The organism is Microvirga sp. BF8, assembly GCF_059888585.1.
In genome coordinates this window covers 314,957-331,030 of the sequence record NZ_CM187619.1, presented here as the reverse complement: position 1 = coordinate 331,030, position 16,074 = coordinate 314,957, and the positions used below count along the sequence as shown (strand labels likewise).

General features: G+C 60.9%; 15 protein-coding genes. 2 read left to right on the top strand and 13 right to left on the bottom strand.

The genetic code is table 11. The features are described 5' to 3' along the window. Positions 1 to 68: 68 nt before the first annotated feature. Entirely contained in the window at positions 69 to 1,763 is a 1,695-nt protein-coding gene (locus tag AC522E_RS01495) for a methyl-accepting chemotaxis protein (RefSeq protein WP_500748644.1), read from the bottom strand. A gap of 521 nt (positions 1,764 to 2,284) precedes the next feature. Here AC522E_RS01495 and AC522E_RS01490 point away from each other — a divergent pair. Together AC522E_RS01490 and AC522E_RS01485 are read left to right on the top strand one after the other, a co-directional pair. Further along, the gene (locus tag AC522E_RS01490; protein WP_500748643.1) at positions 2,285 to 2,953 is read left to right on the top strand and encodes a response regulator transcription factor; all 669 of its coding nucleotides are present in this window, start codon (positions 2,285 to 2,287) and stop codon (positions 2,951 to 2,953) included. Between the two features lie 127 nt (positions 2,954 to 3,080). Further along, positions 3,081 to 3,776, top strand: coding sequence for an AprI/Inh family metalloprotease inhibitor (locus tag AC522E_RS01485; RefSeq protein WP_500748642.1), 696 nt, complete (start codon positions 3,081 to 3,083; stop codon positions 3,774 to 3,776). Positions 3,777 to 3,807: 31 nt separating this feature from the next. Here AC522E_RS01485 and AC522E_RS01480 read toward each other — a convergent pair whose 3' ends face one another. The 12 genes from AC522E_RS01480 to AC522E_RS01425 form a co-directional block, all read right to left on the bottom strand. Then, entirely contained in the window at positions 3,808 to 4,344 is a 537-nt protein-coding gene (locus AC522E_RS01480) for a transglycosylase SLT domain-containing protein (protein ID WP_500750555.1), read from the bottom strand. Beyond that, positions 4,322 to 5,617: a flagellar hook-length control protein FliK gene (gene fliK / locus AC522E_RS01475; protein ID WP_500748641.1), complete on the bottom strand. Its 1,296-nt coding sequence runs from the start codon at positions 5,615 to 5,617 to the stop codon at positions 4,322 to 4,324. Before fliK ends, AC522E_RS01480 begins: the two co-directional genes overlap by 23 nt. Continuing rightward, the gene (locus tag AC522E_RS01470; protein WP_500748640.1) at positions 5,614 to 6,813 is read right to left on the bottom strand and encodes a MotC family chemotaxis protein; all 1,200 of its coding nucleotides are present in this window, start codon (positions 6,811 to 6,813) and stop codon (positions 5,614 to 5,616) included. The genes fliK and AC522E_RS01470 overlap by 4 nt, the downstream gene beginning before the upstream one ends. Continuing rightward, positions 6,813 to 8,036, bottom strand: coding sequence for a MotB family protein (locus tag AC522E_RS01465; RefSeq protein ID WP_500748639.1), 1,224 nt, complete (start codon positions 8,034 to 8,036; stop codon positions 6,813 to 6,815). The genes AC522E_RS01470 and AC522E_RS01465 overlap by 1 nt, the downstream gene beginning before the upstream one ends. Positions 8,037 to 8,038: 2 nt before the next feature. Beyond that, entirely contained in the window at positions 8,039 to 8,665 is a 627-nt protein-coding gene (locus tag AC522E_RS01460) for a hypothetical protein (protein WP_500748638.1), read from the bottom strand. Further along, a complete protein-coding gene (gene fliF, locus AC522E_RS01455; RefSeq protein ID WP_500748637.1) occupies positions 8,665 to 10,299 on the bottom strand; it encodes a flagellar basal-body MS-ring/collar protein FliF in 1,635 nt (544 codons plus the stop codon). The genes AC522E_RS01460 and fliF overlap by 1 nt, the downstream gene beginning before the upstream one ends. Before the next feature lie 150 nt (positions 10,300 to 10,449). Then, complete coding sequence (locus AC522E_RS01450; protein ID WP_500748636.1) at positions 10,450 to 11,619, bottom strand: flagellin N-terminal helical domain-containing protein; 1,170 nt, start codon at positions 11,617 to 11,619, stop codon at positions 10,450 to 10,452. 366 nt (positions 11,620 to 11,985) lie between these two features. Next, a complete protein-coding gene (locus AC522E_RS01445; protein ID WP_500748635.1) occupies positions 11,986 to 13,152 on the bottom strand; it encodes a flagellin N-terminal helical domain-containing protein in 1,167 nt (388 codons plus the stop codon). Positions 13,153 to 13,421: 269 nt separating this feature from the next. Beyond that, on the bottom strand, positions 13,422 to 14,159 hold the full coding sequence (gene fliP / locus AC522E_RS01440) for a flagellar type III secretion system pore protein FliP (RefSeq protein ID WP_500748634.1): 738 nt from the start codon (positions 14,157 to 14,159) through the stop codon (positions 13,422 to 13,424). 97 nt (positions 14,160 to 14,256) lie between these two features. Next, complete coding sequence (locus AC522E_RS01435; RefSeq protein WP_500748633.1) at positions 14,257 to 14,751, bottom strand: flagellar basal body-associated FliL family protein; 495 nt, start codon at positions 14,749 to 14,751, stop codon at positions 14,257 to 14,259. Between the two features lie 21 nt (positions 14,752 to 14,772). After that, entirely contained in the window at positions 14,773 to 15,468 is a 696-nt protein-coding gene (flgH, locus tag AC522E_RS01430) for a flagellar basal body L-ring protein FlgH (RefSeq protein ID WP_500748632.1), read from the bottom strand. Beyond that, positions 15,465 to 16,013 (bottom strand): MotE family protein, encoded by a 549-nt coding sequence (locus tag AC522E_RS01425; RefSeq protein ID WP_500750554.1) that lies wholly within the window; start codon positions 16,011 to 16,013, stop codon positions 15,465 to 15,467. Before AC522E_RS01425 ends, flgH begins: the two co-directional genes overlap by 4 nt. Between the last annotated feature and the right edge of the window lie 61 nt (positions 16,014 to 16,074).

The following is a 16,074-nucleotide window of genomic DNA, read 5'->3' as shown; positions in this document are numbered from 1 at the left end:
ACTCACGTTCGATACACAACAGGACTGGGCATGGATGCAGCGAGCGCATCCATGGGAACTCTACAGGCTCAGGCCGCTTGGACGCCTGACAGGAAGTGGTCGACCTCTTGGCCGAGACTCTCGGAATGACGGGCAAGTTCCTGCGCGGCGGAAAGGACCTGCGATGCGGCGCTTCCCGTCTCACTGGCTCCCTGGCGCATTTCTCCGATATTGTTCGTCACCATTTCGGTGCCTCGCGCCGCTTCCTGCACGTTGCGGGAAATTTCCTGCGTTGCCGCGCCCTGCTCCTCGATGGCGGCAGCAATGGACACGGAGATCTGAGCCATTTCGGAGATCGTTTTCGCAATCTGCTGAATGGCGGTGACGGCCTCTTCCGTTGCTTCCTGCACTGCGCCGATCTGGTGGGAGATCTCATCCGTGGCCTTTGAGGTCTGGTTGGCGAGTTCCTTGACTTCGCTCGCCACGACCGCGAAGCCCTTCCCGGCCTCCCCGGCGCGGGCCGCCTCGATGGTCGCATTGAGAGCCAGCAGATTGGTCTGGGACGCAATGTTATTGATCAGCGCAATGACGTTCCCGATTTTCTCGGCGGACACGGCGAGGGTCTGCACGGTGCCATTCGTACGCTGTGCGTCGAGGACGGCTTTCTCGGCGATCTGCGACGACTGGGCCACCTGGCTTGCGATCTCGCGGATCGAGATGGACAGTTCCTCGGTTGCGGCGGCCACAGTTTGAACATTCGCGGATGTCTGCTCCGCGGCGCTGGCGACGTTGACCGATTGTCCCGTTGTGCGGTCCGCCACGTGAGTCATGGTCTGGGCGGTGGATTCCATCTCGGTGGCCGCGGCGGCGAGGCTCTGGGTCAGGGCGGAGACCTTGTGATCGAACTGCTTGGTGAGCTGGTCGAGAAGCTGAGCGCGGCGCATTTTCGCGTCGTTCTCGGTGTCCTGTTCCGCAGCAAGCCGGCGCGCCTCGATGGCGTTGTCCTTGAAGACCTGCAGGGCACGTGCGAGCTGGCCGACCTCGTCCTTCCGCTCCGCACCCGCCACATCGACGGTGAGGTCTCCATCGGCGAGCCGCGACATGGCGGTGGTCATCCGAGACAGGGGGCGGACGATGCCATAGAACACGATCGTTCCGAGAATTCCCAGAGCAAGGGCAATTCCGACAATGGCCGACACGACGAGAATGGTTGAGGTTCGGGTGGCAAGGGCATTCGCCTTGTCGCGGGAGTCGTCGAGGTTCATGGAGTTGCTGGCCACCAGGGCCGCGAGACCGTCGCGCACCTTGAAGCGCGCGGTTTGTCCCTCGCCATTGGAAATCTTCATGGCGGCGTCGTCCATGTATCCCTTCAGGCCATGGGCAACGCTCTGGTCGGCAAGCGCGAAATAGCTCTCGATCGAATTCTTTATGTCGTCATAGACGGCACGGTCACCCGAAGGGCCGACCGTCCTCATCAGTTGTCCGAGTTCGGCCAGGGCTTCGTGCTTGGCTTCCTCATACCTGGCGCCGTAGACACCGCGGCCTTCGACGTTTCGATCACCGAGAATGCTTTTTTCTTGGATGGTCGCCTGGTTCACCTTCGAGTCGAGAGACGAGGCGATTTTGAGACGGGCGACATCGACATCGACGATGGCCTGCGTGTCGGCGGCGAGGCGATCAAGTCCTGTCTTTGCCAGCGCAATCAGGCCTATTGCAATTGCGACGAAAATGACCACGGGAATGGCGATCTTCGTCATGACTCGCAGATTGTTGAGAAAACGCATCTCAGGCTCCGATGGGCAAAAGCGGCAATTTCAAGGCAAACAAATATCGTTGGCGATCTCTATAAAGAGTTAAAACTGCCGAGAAATATTACTTAGAAGAACTTCAATTGTTCGAAATGAAACTCAGTTTCATAGTTGTATGGCTGGAACAACCCTGGAACCGCTACGTCAGCCCCGCCACTCCTTGCTCCCGGCGGATGGGATCACGGACAGAGGACCCGCCTTCTGGTTGGTTTGGTGTGTGGCGATGTATGGCAAGGGAGCAACACCCTGGGACAAGGATGAGGGCGGAGTCTGGGGATTTGCCTTTGCCGTTGACGCAGCGACTCGCACCCGGCATTTATGAATAGTCCTACTGATTCGGAGGGGCGAAGCGGATCAACAAAGCACACGCGCTCTTCATCATAGTATAAAAGTAAAAGTAAAAAAGTAGTTGCACGGCCACAGGCCGCCAGCATCTCGCGATGTTCATCGCACGTGCCTGCGTTTCGACTACCACTTCATAGGCCGGGGGGCTAATCATGTACATCGTCGTCGATGAACGGCAGATGGTGACGTCTGCCTACGTCGCCAGCTTCGACCGCGAAGGCGTCTCCTCGCTCGGATTGTTCTCCGGCGAGTTCCAGGACTGGCTCAAAGCCGCCTCCAGCGCCGATCTCGAGGCCGTCCAGGGCTTCCTGCTCGGCGAGTTCCAGGAGCGCATCGCCTGCGCCGAGGCCATCCGCCGCCATTCCCGCGCCCCGATCATCGCCTTGAGCGAAATCCGCTCCCTCGAGCAGACCCTCGAACTCTTCACCGCCAAGTTCGACGACGTGGTGCGCAAGCCCGTGCATGTGCGCGAGATCCTCGCCCGCTCCCAGGCCATCTGGCGGCGCGTCAACGCCACCGCCCTGCCCGCCACCCCCGAGCGCCTCAAGGTCTATTTCGACGGCCGCGATCCCGAAATCGACGGCGTCAGCCTGCCCCTGCCCCGGCGCGAGCGCCACATTCTCGAATACCTCGTCCGCAACAAGGGCCGCCGCCTGACCAAGACCCAGATCTTCAATGCCATCTACGGCATCTATTCCAACGATGTCGAGGAAAGCGTCATCGAGGGCCATGTCAGCAAGCTGCGCAAAAAACTCCGCGCCCGCCTCGGATACGATCCCATCGAGGCCAAACGATACATGGGATATACTTTCTCACCTTAAATAACAAAATTGGGACACTGCGCGTCGTCGGCGGCGTCGATCTGGAAGCCATCTCCGAGCACGAGAGTTTGACCATGACGAAGGACACGAACAGCGGGCGGGACGAACAGAGGCGCCAGGGCCGCTGATGCCGCGTTTCGCTCTCGGTATTGTCCTCTCCTCTCTCGTCCTGACAGGCTGCACGACGTCCGGCCCTGCCTATGTGTCCGGGCCCTGGGGGCAGCCGCGCCCTCTCGACCCGACCCTGTCGCTCTATTCGAGTCCCTGGAACGCGCCCTTCCCTGAGCCCGTCGTCCCGCCCGCCTTTCCGGACACCGCTTATCCCGGGGCCGTCGCGCCGGGTCCTGCGGGAGCCGTGCCTCTTGAGCCGATGGGCCCATGGGCATCACGGCCCCTCGGATCATCCGAGGACATCCCGGGGTCGTTCCCGGACGCGGGCCCGCCATCGGCCGATTCTCAGGTTCCGGCACCGCCCGGGCCCGAGGCGGGTGCCCTCGCCTCCGCGGAGTCCGGCCATTCCGCCCGGGCGCAGCCGGAGCCTCGCGCCGGGGGCGTCTCGTCGCTTCTGGGAAAATGGACGGTGAAGGAGAGCGGCGGATCCTGCCAGCTCCAGCTCTCGAGCGCGTCGACGCTCGACCTCTACAAGGCTTCGACCAGCAACTGCCGAAGCCCGGCGTTGCAGGAGGTCAACACGTGGAACCTCCGCAACGGCGTGATCGAGCTTTACGCCAGGGGGCGCAGCATCGTGCATCTGCAGCAGAACGGCTCCGACTATGTCGGACGGCTCGGCAACCAGGGGCCGGCCATCGTGGTGTCCCGCTAGCAGGCCTTATCGCGACGCGGTGCCGAAGACCTCATTGACAGAATGACCGCGCCGTCGGCGTCCATTGCCCGAATCCGGTCGCGACCATGTTCGTCATGACCCGGCAGACATATTGCTTCTGTGCCGGATCGTTGTTCGGACCGGCATGATAGCGGGCAATGGCCATGGTCCAGCTGCCCTCCCGCACGCGAAGCTGCTTCAGGTACTGAGCGGCATAATCGACATTGTCCCGGGGATTCAGCATGCTCTCCAGCGATGTGAACCGCTCCCTGTGATAGTAATGGTTGATCTGCATGCAGCCGAGGTCGATCAGCCTGGCACCGGTACGGCGCGCTTCCTCGAAGCGCTGGAGAGCATCCCCCGCGCTCTGCGCAAAGTAGGCGCGCCCTTCGATGTTCATGGCATAAGGCTGCAACGATCCGCGGTTGCCTGTCTCGGCCAGGCCGACGGCATAAAGCATTCCGAGCGGGACGCCGTGCTTCGAAGAAGCCCGCAGCATCTCACGTTCGCAGGCATTCGTGTTCGCGAGAGCCGCGGGTGCCGCGCTACAGATAAACACCACCTGCATGAGTGCCGACAGCAGATGCGTCTTCAGTCCCGCCTTGCGTCCTGTGTCCTGTCCCATCTGTTCCATTCGAAGATCGCCTTGCCCGCTCTTCCTGACCCGCTTGCCCCTGCTGGAACCCCCCTGACTGGGACTGGGCTCCCCACTGCTGCTTCTGCCCCCCGAGAGCGTCCTGCTGCGCTGCATCCGTCGTCACGTGAATGGTGACGATGTCGGCCCGGTATCCCGAGGAGCGCAGCAATCCGGAGAGCTTTTCCGAATCCTTTCGAAGGATGTCGGCCGTCTCGTCACTGCTGGTGTGAAGCTCCATCTCGAGCTGCTCGCCGGACAGCCGCATCTTCACGGTCACGACGCCCAGTTCCACCGGATGCAACTGGATGTTCAGGACCCGCAGGACACCTTCCGACGGCTTGAGAACGATGGAGCCAGGAGCCTGATCGACTTTCGGCGCCCCCTCGCCCGCCATCTCCGTCTTGGCGGTTTCGGCCGCGACCGCGCTCGCGATTCTGTGCAGGATCAGCGCGCTGGTCGCCGGGTCGGCGGTCTCATTGTGCATCGCGGGAGCGGCAGCGACGGCGGCCTTGCCGCCCTCGTCCTTCGCCGCGATGCCATGGCCGGCCGCAAGCAGCGCTTCCGCATTCCTGGCCTGCAGCGCGTCAACGGGAGGAGCGGCACCGGCCTGGCTCTGCCCGGATGCATCCACCGGGACGGCACTTGACGGTACCGGCTTGAAATGAGCTTCCTGATGGAGCACCGACGCCTTCAGCGACGAGGCGCTCGCGAGCTTCTGCATCATGTCCTGCGCGTCGCCATCATCCTTCGGGCGGATCAACTCCAGCAGTGACGCCGGCGTGGTTGCGGAGGGCGACTTCGGCTGGGCCGGCGCAGGGTTGGGCTGCGGGACGATCAGTGAGGGAAATCCTGCCTGAACGGCGGGTGCCGCTTCCTGCTTCGGCATGGCGAAATCGGTTTGGCTGCCAAGGTCGCCCGACACGTCCTCCCGGGCTGGTTCGCCGTCCTCGAATTCACCGGATTGCTCTGACTCGGCGTCCTTGGTCGCCGGTCCGATGGGCATGATCAGCAGGGGAGATTGCTGAACCTGGGCCTGCCCGCCGCCGCCTTTGCCGGAAAGTGTCTGAAGCAGCGCATCGAAATTCGAGGCTTCCGAGGATCCATTTGCCGCCTTGCCGTCGGCAATGCCCGGAAAGACCCCTTTCTGGGCCTGCGCTTCCGTTCGACGCATGGCATTCTGGAGAAGGAATTCGAGCTTGCTCATCGGGTTCCCTTCCGGACAAGTTGATCGACCGCACCAAGCGCTTCCTGTGCGCGGGAAATGGTGGGCGTTGGCTTCTCAATGGCGGGATCGGCGTCACGTTGCGGCTCCGACGCGGCAACCGCGGTCGCCCCTTGCGGGTTGCCGCGGATATACGTCGCCATGGAAAGAGCCGATTCCAAAAGCGCGATATCCGCCGCTGGAAGGATCGACCGATCGATCATCCTGAGTTCAGCCACGCCTTCATCAAAGCCGTTGGCCGTCACGATGATGGCCGCCGCGTGATAGAGCCGGGCCCGCGCAGCGCTGACCTTGTCCTCCGCGGACAGTTCGCGGGCCTTGTCCGACGCCAGGATCGCAGCCTGGGTCTGTCCCTGGTTGATCGCGGCGCGGGCCACCATCAAGTACAGCTCCAGTCGTCCTGCAGGCTCGAGTTCACCCAGCATTGCAACCAGCCTGGAGAAGAAGTTAGGATCGCGTGCAAATTCGAGACGCGTAAGAGCGGCCGCAAAGCGCTGACGGAAGTTTCCGGAATAGACGGAGTAGCGGAACCGCCGGAGATATTGGCGTGACAGCGAGTCGAACTTCTTCGTATCGCCGATTTGGCCCACGACGAAGATTTCACGACGCAGCGCAGCTTCCTCCACGAGAGTTCCGGGCAGTTGCAGGCGCGCGAAGTCGAGAAGCTCGACCGACTTCGCGGGATCATCCCTGACATTGAGGGCGGCCTTTACAAGCGCGATCTGTCCGGAAAGCGTGGCTGGCAGGCTATGCGGATCGATATCAGCAAGAAGCTTCTGGGCTTCGGCTTCACGACCCTCGACATAGGCCAAGGCGCCCTTGACGAGAGCATCCTCGGGCGCCGGGACCGCTTCGAACGAAAGAATTCTTTTGAGAAGATCCGGCCTGCCGCCGCTCAATACATAGACAACGGCCGCGCGAATGTTCTTGCTGTCACGCCATACCTCTGCACCCAGAGGCATCAGTCTCTCGTCGATATGGGTGAGAAGCGCCCTCTGTGCGACATGCGCATTCGTCGAGCCTGCGGCGATCTGGTCCTGCAGAGCCTGAAGCGTCCGCACGAGTTCGACCGGCAAGGCGACTGCCTTCGCGTGCTCTTCCCCCTGCTCGATCGCGGCATGAGCCGGAGAGGTCGAGAGAACGGCAACCAACAGTGCAAGCCGCAGCAGGACCGACACTAGGGCGTCTCCCGCAGAAGGATCTCGATCCTGCGATTCTCCGCTGCATTCGGGTCCGATCGGTTCTTCAGGCTCCGATCGGCGTATCCCTCGATATGCTCGATGCGAGTCTCGTCCACTCCACCGCGAATGAGCATATAGGCGGCCATGTGCGCCCGCGCGGTCGACAGACGCCAGTTGTCATAGGTATCGGACTTGAACGGCCGCCCGTCCGTATGCCCGCGGATGACGATCCTGCCGGGACGCGCGCCGATGACCTTCGCGATCTTCTCCATCGCGCGAACGACCTTCGGCTGCGGTTCGGCCGAGCCAACGGCAAACATGCTGAAATTAAGATCATCCGTAACACTGATGAGGAGGCCTTCCCCCGTACGGTTGACTTCGACGTTGGGTGCGGAGCCCGATACCTTGGCGGGCTGTACCGCCTTGGCAATCTCGGCCTGAAGATCCATGTCGGCGGGCGTGGCGGCCGGCTTGCCCGCATTCTGGGGCGCAGGCGCCCGCGTGTTTGGCTGAGCTGCCTTGTCAGCGGCTTGTCCCGGAGCCGGCTGTTTTGCATCCTGCTCGCTGGCGGCGAGATCGGTAAGCGCCTTCGATGAGGGGGCGAGCGCATCGATCGTGCCCTCCCGCGGCGCCGGGGGCATGGTCCCCGGAGTTCCAGGTGTCTTCGTCTTCGGCTTCGGTCCCGGTGTCACCTGCCAGTAGAGAGGGTCGAACGGATCCCTGTAAGCCTCTCCGCCGTTCATGCCGGGGTCGCCGGCTTCGCCAACAGCCATGTCCAGACCGGAGTTGATTTGCGGCTGGTCCGAATCGCTTTCCGTCGCCAGCCTCGCCAAGACGGCATATGGATCTTGGAAGAGAGCTCCCTCCTCCATCTGCGACCTCTGGCTCTGGGGCGCGCGGCCGCCCTTCTCCTCACCGCTTCCCTTCTTCGTCGATGTGTTGGCGCTGCCTTCCTTTGTCTCGTGCGAGTCGTTCTTCGGATCGTTGAGACCTTTGCGATCCGTCGTGCTCTCCGCGAGTTTCAAGGGATTGAAATAGTTCGAGATCGTCGAGCGCGTCTCGTTGTCTGTCACGCTGATCAGCCACATCACCAGGAAGAAGGCCATCATTGCCGTCATGAAATCGGCGTGAGCAATCTTCCAGACACCACCTTTGTGATGTTCCTCCTCCGCCTCATAGCGGCGTACGATAATGATTTCCTGCTTGTCCGGATCAGGCATGCTCAGCTCGGCTTAACGGCATCAGCCATTCGGCCAATCCACGTTTTCAACTGGGTCTCAAGGATCGTCTCGTCAGCGACGATACGGATCTCGCTGTCCTCATCGATGATGTAATCGAGAGCCGGGCCCTCATCGCCGAGACGTTGTTTCAACGCGGCCAGGAGCTCTTCTGGTCCGGTGATCGAAATTTTCCCTGCGCGTTCGTCGGTGAGCAGGGTGCGAAGGGTCTGCGAGAGTTCCGCCACAACCTGCTCGCGAAGCACATCGCTCAGAAACGGCACGAGAATCCGGGCGACACTGTTGCTCAGCTTCGCTTCGAGGCTGTGCAGGCCCTGCCTGAGTTCAGACGACAGCTTTTCCGCCGCTTCCTGGATCCACTTTGCCCGCTCACGATGCAGCCTGTCCTCTGCCTGCCTTCGTTCCGAAGCGAGAGCAGCTGCCAGCGTTTGTTCGGCGATCTGCCTTTCTTCTTCCCTTGCCTGCGCCTCGGCGGCGCGAATCAGCTCTGTCGTTTCGTCGCGCCGCTCCTCATGGGGAACGACGATCGGCCTCGAAGGACGCGAAGTGCCGACCTTCCCGGTTCCATCAAGATTGAATTCGAGCAAGTAGTCTGCGATCCCGTTTGACATCAGGCCGCCTCTTGGATCAGCCACTGCTTGAGGATCGATGCGGCATGATCCTCATCGTACTCAACCAGTTGCTCGAGCTTCTTCTGCGGCGAACGGCTCATCTTGCCCGTCAGATCTTCAATGAGATTCGGAACGGTTTCGGTGGATTCGATCTGCGCGGTCTGCTCTGCTGCCGCTGCCAGGCTCTCGATGGCAGGGGTCGCATTCTCGAAGACATTCTCAGTCTCGGGCCGCGCCAGAATGGCTGTCACTGCCGGACGCAATCCGAACCAGATGAGCAAGGACGTCACGATGAGGATCGTCGCGGCATTGATGATGTTCCCAAACTGCCGCATGAGAACCTCCGTGAGGCCGAGTGGCGGCGCAGGCTCCATCATGCGTCCGTCGTCGATGAACCCAACTGCCGCAACCTTGATTTGGTCGCCACGCGCCTTTTCGAAGCCTGCCGCTGACGAGACAAGTTGTTCGATTTCAGCGATTTTGGCATCGATCTTTGCCTGGTTTTCGGCATCGCCTCCAGAGAGAGCCGAAAGGCGGCTGCGGTTGACCAGCACGGCGACGGAGAGGTTCTTGATGGCATATCCGTCGCTGACAGTCTGAATCGTCTTTGAGGAGATTTCGTAGTTCGTCAGCTCTTCGCGACGCTGATTATCCTCGCTGGAGCTATCGCCGCTATCGGCCCGCACGCGCTCCTCAGGAAGATTTTGCTGTACCGTTGTCGGCTTCTGATTTGCGCGGTTCTGGGAGACTTCCGTCTCCTTGATGGTGCGCACGGAGCGCTCGACCTTCGACTCCGGATTGTAGATCGTTTCATTGATGCTGGTCTTGTCGGTGTTCAGGCGTGCTGCGACGCTGATCTCGAAATTTCCGAGGCCGAGATAGGGAGTCAGCGTCCTGCGGATGTTGTCCTGGATCTCCCGGCTGACATTGCGCTCGAGGCTTGCCATTCGCCCTGTCGAGGCGTTGACGCCGTCCTCCCCGGACATCAGGAGCATGCCATCCGTGTTGAGCACCGTCACCTTGTCGGCTTTCATTCCCGGGATGGCAGAGGCCACGAGATGCCTGATGGCCTGCGCGGAGCTCATATCGTCCGCCGGCTCGGTGCGAATGACGACCGAGGCTGAGGCAGGCTGCTGATCGCGCCGGAACGAACCCCGGTCGGGCAGGACAATGTGAACCCGTGCCGCCTTGATGCCCTTCATGGTCTGAACCGTGCGGGCGATCTCGCCTTCCAACGCGCGAACGCGCGTTACCTCCTGCATGAAGGAGGTGAGGCCCAGCGAACCCAGATCATTGAAGAGCTCGTATCCGGATTTTGAACTCTGCGGCAGCCCCTTTTCGGCCAGCAGCATTCGCGCCTGTGCGGTGTGCCCGTAACGGACCATGACTGCGGTGCCGTCGGCGCTGACATCGAATGGAATTCCCGCGTCCTTCAGGACCGAACCGATTCGGCTCACATCCTCCCGCTCGAGCCCGACATAGAGCGCTTCCTGGGCGGGGCGGCTCAGGTAATAGGCCCCGATTCCGACTCCCAGAAAGACAGCAAGTCCAATGAGACCAAGGGCTGCGAGGCGGCGTGCTCCAAGCTCAAGTATGTTGGTCCACAATTTTTCGGCGTGCTGGCGACCGGTCATCGAAGGGCTCATTGCGAGAAAAGGTTAAAGTCCGCAGCAATTTCGCCCGTCAATCTTGTGTGGAGATTGCGTAAGAGAAAAGCCGCGCCCAAGGGTGCGGCTTTCACTGAAACAATGGGTGGAGAAGAACGCTCCTGCGACTCCGGGTTATTAGCCCTGGAACAGCGAGAGGATGCTCTGCGTGCTGCCGTTGGCGATGCTGAGCGCCTGAACGCCGAGCTGCTGCTGAACCTGCAGCGCCTTGAGGCGGGTCGACTCTTCTTCCATGTCGGCGTCCACAAGAGTACCAATCGAACGCTCGTTCGCCTTGATCAGCGATTCGACAAAGGCCGTCTGCGAGGTGATCTGCGTCTTGTTGGCACCGAGCGTGGTCGCTGCGTCGGTCATGTCGCCCAGGGCCTTGTCCACGATCTGGATATAGGCGCGGAGCTTCGACAGGTCCTGGTTCTGGATGTTCGAGATGTCGAGCTGATCGACCGACAGCTCGTAGTGCTTCAGGAAGCCATCCTCATCAGCCGCATGCACCGCATAGGACTTGTTCAGGATGCCGCCCTCACCGTCCACACCGGCCGTGACGGCGTCGTTGGCAGTCTTGCGGTCGGTCTCGAAGGTGGTCTTGGCCGTCTCAAAGGTGGTCTTGGCCGTCTCGAGAGCCGTGATCGCCGCAGCATCCTTGGCGCTCTTTTCGAACGTCACCTTTGCCGCTTCATAGGTGTCCTGGGCGGTCTCCCAGGTGGTGACGATCGCGGCTTTGGCAGAGTCGGTACCGGCCGTCGCAGCTGCGGTCTTCTTGTCGTACAGCTTCGTGTCGTCGACGGAGATCGTCACCGTATCGACGGTGATATTGCCATCGATGCGGGTGAACGAGGCCACAACCTTACGGTCGGAAACGTAGTTGCCGGCATTGCCGTCCGTGGAGAGCCAGTTTTCGCCCGACACCACCGAGGCTTCGGCGGTCTGCTTCAGTTCCTTCAGCTTGGCGTCGATTTCGGTCTGGATCTTGGCGCGGTCGACGTTCGGCGACATCGCGGCCGTCAGCTTGGCCTGGATGTCCTTCATCAGCTCGATCGAGCGGTTCATGCCGTTGAAGGCTGTGTCGACGGACGCTGCGCCGAGGCCGAGAGCGTCCTTCACCGCACCGAGCGAGCCGTTGTCGGCGCGGATGGTGGTGGCGATCGACCAGTAGGCGGCGTTGTCGGAGGCGTCGTTCACCTTCAGGCCGGTCGAGATCCGGGCGGAGGTCTTATCGAGCTGTCCCGCGATGCTTTTCAGCGTCGTCAGGGCGGTCATGGCGGAGGTATTCGTCAGAAGGCTAGACATGGCTGTCCCTTTTAGCGAGGAGAGGATGCGGGACGAACCAAGACATTGGCTATCCCTAGGGACATACCGGGCTTGCACCGGTATAGCAGGGCGGCATCATGCCTTCGAATCGCGTCCGGCCCGGTCGATTCAACCTGCTATGCGCGGGACCTTTGCACGCGAAGCTTGCGCGAAGCTGTCGTCAGCTTCAGCGGAGATCGACTTTCTTTCATCGGCCTGCGGGAAGGAAAAGCCTGCGGACGCTTTGGATCGCACCTCGGCCGAGGTCCGGACGGGGCTGCTCATCGCCCGGAACGATAAAAAAAGCCACGCTCCGGGGAGCGTGGCTTCATGAGGCTCGTTCCAAGAGGAACGGGATCGCTCAGATTAACGGAACAGCGAGAGGATGTTCTGCGTGTTGCCGTTGGCAATGCTGAGCGACTGGACGCCGAGCTGCTGCTGAACCTGCAGCGCCTTGAGGCGGGTCGACTCTTCTTCCATGTCGGCGTCCACAAGGGTACCGATCGAACGCTCGTTCGCCTTGATCAGCGATTCGACGAAGGTCGTCTGCGAGGTGATCTGCGTCTTGTTGGCGCCGAGCGTGGTCGCCGCGTCGGTCATCGCGCTCAGGGCCTTGTCCACCACCGTGATGTAGGCGCGGAGCTTCGACAGGTCCTGGTTCTGGATGTTCGAGATGTCGAGCTTGTCAACCGACAGCTCGTAGTGCTTCAGAAAGCCATCCTCGTCGGCCCCATGCACCGCATAGGACTTGTTCAGGATGCCGCCCTCACCGTCCGTACCGGCCGTGACACCATCGTTGGCGGTCTTGCGGTCGGTCTCGAAGGTGGTCTTGGCCGTCTCATAGGTGGTCTTGGCCGTCTCGAGGGCCGTGATCGCCGCGGCGTCCTTGGAGCTCGCCTCGAACGTCGCCTTGGCCGCTGTGTAGGTGTCCTGGGCGGTTTCCCAGTCGGTGACGATCGTGCCCTTGGCGGCGTCGGTACCAGCCGTCGCAACTGCGGTCGTCTTGTCGTACAGCTTGGTCGTGTCGACCGAGACGTTAACGGTATCGACCGTCACGGCGCCGTTTTCACGGGTGAACGAGGCGACGATCTTACGGTCGGAGACGTAGTTGCCGGCTCCGGAGTCGGTGGAGAGCCAGTTTTCGCCCGACACCACCGAGGCTTCGGCGGTCTGCTTCAGTTCCTTCAGCTTGGCGTCGATTTCGGTCTGGATCTTGGCGCGGTCGACGTTCGGCGACATCGCAGCAGTCAGCTTCGACTGGATGTCCTTCATGATGTCGATCGAGCGGTTCATGCCGTTGAAGGCCGTGTCGACCGAGTTGGCACCGAGGCCGAGGGCGTCCTTCACCGCACCGAGCGAGCCGTTGTCGGCGCGGATGGTGGTGGCGATCGACCAGTAGGCGGCGTTGTCGGAGGCGTCCGCCACCTTCAGGCCGGTCGAGATGCGGCTGGAGGTCTGGTCGAGCTGTCCTGCGATGCTTTTCAGCGTCGTCAGGGCGGTCATGGCGGAGGTATTCGTCAGAAGGCTAGACATGTGAGTTGTCCCTTTGAAAGCAACACGTTTTGGCGGGACATACCGGACTTGCACCGGTATGGCAGGGCGGCATCATGCCTTCGAAGGACGGACGCATAGACCGTCCGTTCAACCTGCCATTTCGTCTTTGCGACGGTTGAAGCTTGCGCGAAGCTTTCGTCTTAGTCAAGCGCGAAGGCGCACCGGGTCATCCGGCGCGCCGTTATGGCTAACGATTGCTTAACGGACCGTCCCGGCCAGAGCCTGTCTGCGCCTATAGGGAGGAGTGCTCAGAAATAGGACCGGACCAGCCCGCTGATGAGAATGTTCCAGCCATCGATCAGCAGGAAGAACAATATCTTGAACGGCAACGATATCACGGTCGGCGGCATCATCATCATGCCCATGGACATTACCAGGGTAGCGACGATCATGTCGATGACGAGAAAGGGCAACGCGATCAAGAATCCAATTTCAAATCCGCGACGAAGCTCAGAGATCATGAAGGCCGGGATGATGATCCGCAAATCGACCTTCGCATTCTCGTCCGCCTTCGGAAAACTTGCCGCCGCCATGTCGCTGAAGGTCTGCAAGTCTTTCGGACGGACATGTGACAGCATGAATTCGCGGAACGGTTCCGCGACGCGCGTGAAGGCCTCCGCTTCCGAAATCCTGTTCTCCGTCAGTGGACGAATACCGTCGTTCCAGGCGCGGTCGAATGTCGGCGCCATGACATAGAAGGTCATGAACAAGGACAGACTGATGAGAAACAGATTCGCCGGCGTGCTCTGAAGTCCCAATCCGGACCGCAGAAAGGACAGAGCCACCACAAATCGCGTGAAGCTCGTCACCATGATCAGCAGACCAGGGGCGAGCGAGAGCACCGTGAGGAGAGCGACAATCTGGATGATCCGGCCGCTGGCCGCGCCGTCTCCCGGCGGTAGAAGCGATTCCAGACCAGGCACCTGCGCCCTCGCCGCGGTGGCCAGGAGTGAAAACGAGATAAAGTAAAAAATTCTCAATATCATTTGACGGTCTGTGACGATTTCTCTGGGAAGAGATCTACGAGAGACGAACGAGACGACACCATGCGCTCAATCGCCGCCCTCGGGGAAAAGCAGGGGCCTACTGCACGACAAGCGTCTCGACGACGATCTCACGAACCAGGCCTTTTGACCGCAGAGCGACGCGCTCGTTCAAATCTTCCCGCAGATGCTGAAGCCCGCTTGCTCCCTGAATTTGGGCGATGGACAGCGTCCTCAAATAGGCAAGAATGTCCTGCCGAATTTCGGCAACTGCGACGTCGGGGTTCTGGAGCGCTCCATTCGTGAAGATGATCGAGGACTCGAGCCGGATCCATACATCGTCCGCATTCGCGAGATTCGTCACCACGGGAGCGATGGGTCTCAACGCAAGGTCGCCGGTATAGAGAAGCGTGGGAGACTTCTTGCCCTCTTCACTCTTTTTCTTTTCGTCGACAGCCTTTTCAACCGTCGAAACGAGGTACAGGCCGAAAAGTCCGCCGGTTCCGGTCGCAAGCAACGACAGAATGGCTAAAGTGACAAGCCATCCGCCCCGTCCACCGGGCACGGGAAGTCCCATTTTCCTCTTTCGAGCCATATGGCGACTCCTTGACCCTGTTTAGAATGGAGTGATCGCATCGTAGATCTGCTGTCCCCACGCCGGCTGCTGGACATCCGTGATCCGGCCTCTCCCTCCGTAGGAAATACGTGCTTCGGCAATCTTGTCGTAGCTGATCGTATTCTTGCGGGACACATCGCTCGGGCGAACGATGCCGGCGATATTCAAGACGCGAACCTCGAAGTTGACGCGCACTTCCTGGGAACCGCTGATGATCATATTGCCGTTCGGCAGGACCTCCGTGACGACGGCCGCCACGGAGAGACGAAGTTTCTCGGAACGATCGATCGAACCCTGACCTTCGGTCGACGATCCCGAACGAATGTCTCCGTCCGCGGAATATTTGCCGGAGTTTCCGTTGAAGTCATACTTGCCGCCGAAGCCGAGATTGATCTTGGAGTTACGAGAACGGTCGCTCGCGTTGTCGAACTGCGCCTTGTCGTTGATCTGGATGTTGATCGTGATGACGTCGCCGACCTTCTTGGCCCTGGGGTCCTGGAAGAGGTCCGCGCTGTTCTGTGTCCACAGGGAATAGTGCGATGTCCTGCCCGCTGTAGGAAACACTGTCGGGACTGGTTCCCTCGCAACGGTCAGGCCGTACCCGACCGGGGTCATGGCAGGTTCCCGCCCAAGTTCGCTGGATGCACACGCCCCAAGGGAGAGCATCATCACCGACAACGGGATGTACTTGATCATGACTTTTCGCTTTCCTGGGAGCGCTTGGCGGCATCGGTCAGCACGTTCGTCAGCTGCGCGGCCCGTGCCGGTTCCATCTCATTGAGAACGGCACTCGCGCTGCGAGGATTGAGCTTCGCGAGGATGGCAGCAGCGACCTCGTCCTGCATGTTGGCAAGCTGAAGCGCGGCAGAGTCGGGACGCATGCGGGAATAGATCGCGACAACCGTCTCGTCGGCCTTGGCGAGAAACTCATTGCGCTTGGCCAGCCACTCTTCGTACTCGGCGCGCTTCTGCTCGAGGACCTTTATGCGCCCCTCGATTTCCTTTTCGAGGTTCGTCAGCGTCTCTTTCTGCCACGCGAAACGAGCGTCCGCGGCGGCATCGGCGATATTGGCGCAATATGGATTTGCCTTGGGATCCTTAGGCGAATCTGCCGGCTTCTGCGTGGCGGCGGTTGCCGCGCCCGGGGCCTTATCCTGTGCGGTGCCAACACCGGGCAGTCCCAGCACAGCGGCGCCGAGGGCAAGGTGAAAGCAGATCGACCGATATGAGATTCCCGTCATCATGGTTCAAGTGCCAGGTTGCAATGCCATTCAGCTACTGGGGTCCCTGCCAAGCGTCGTT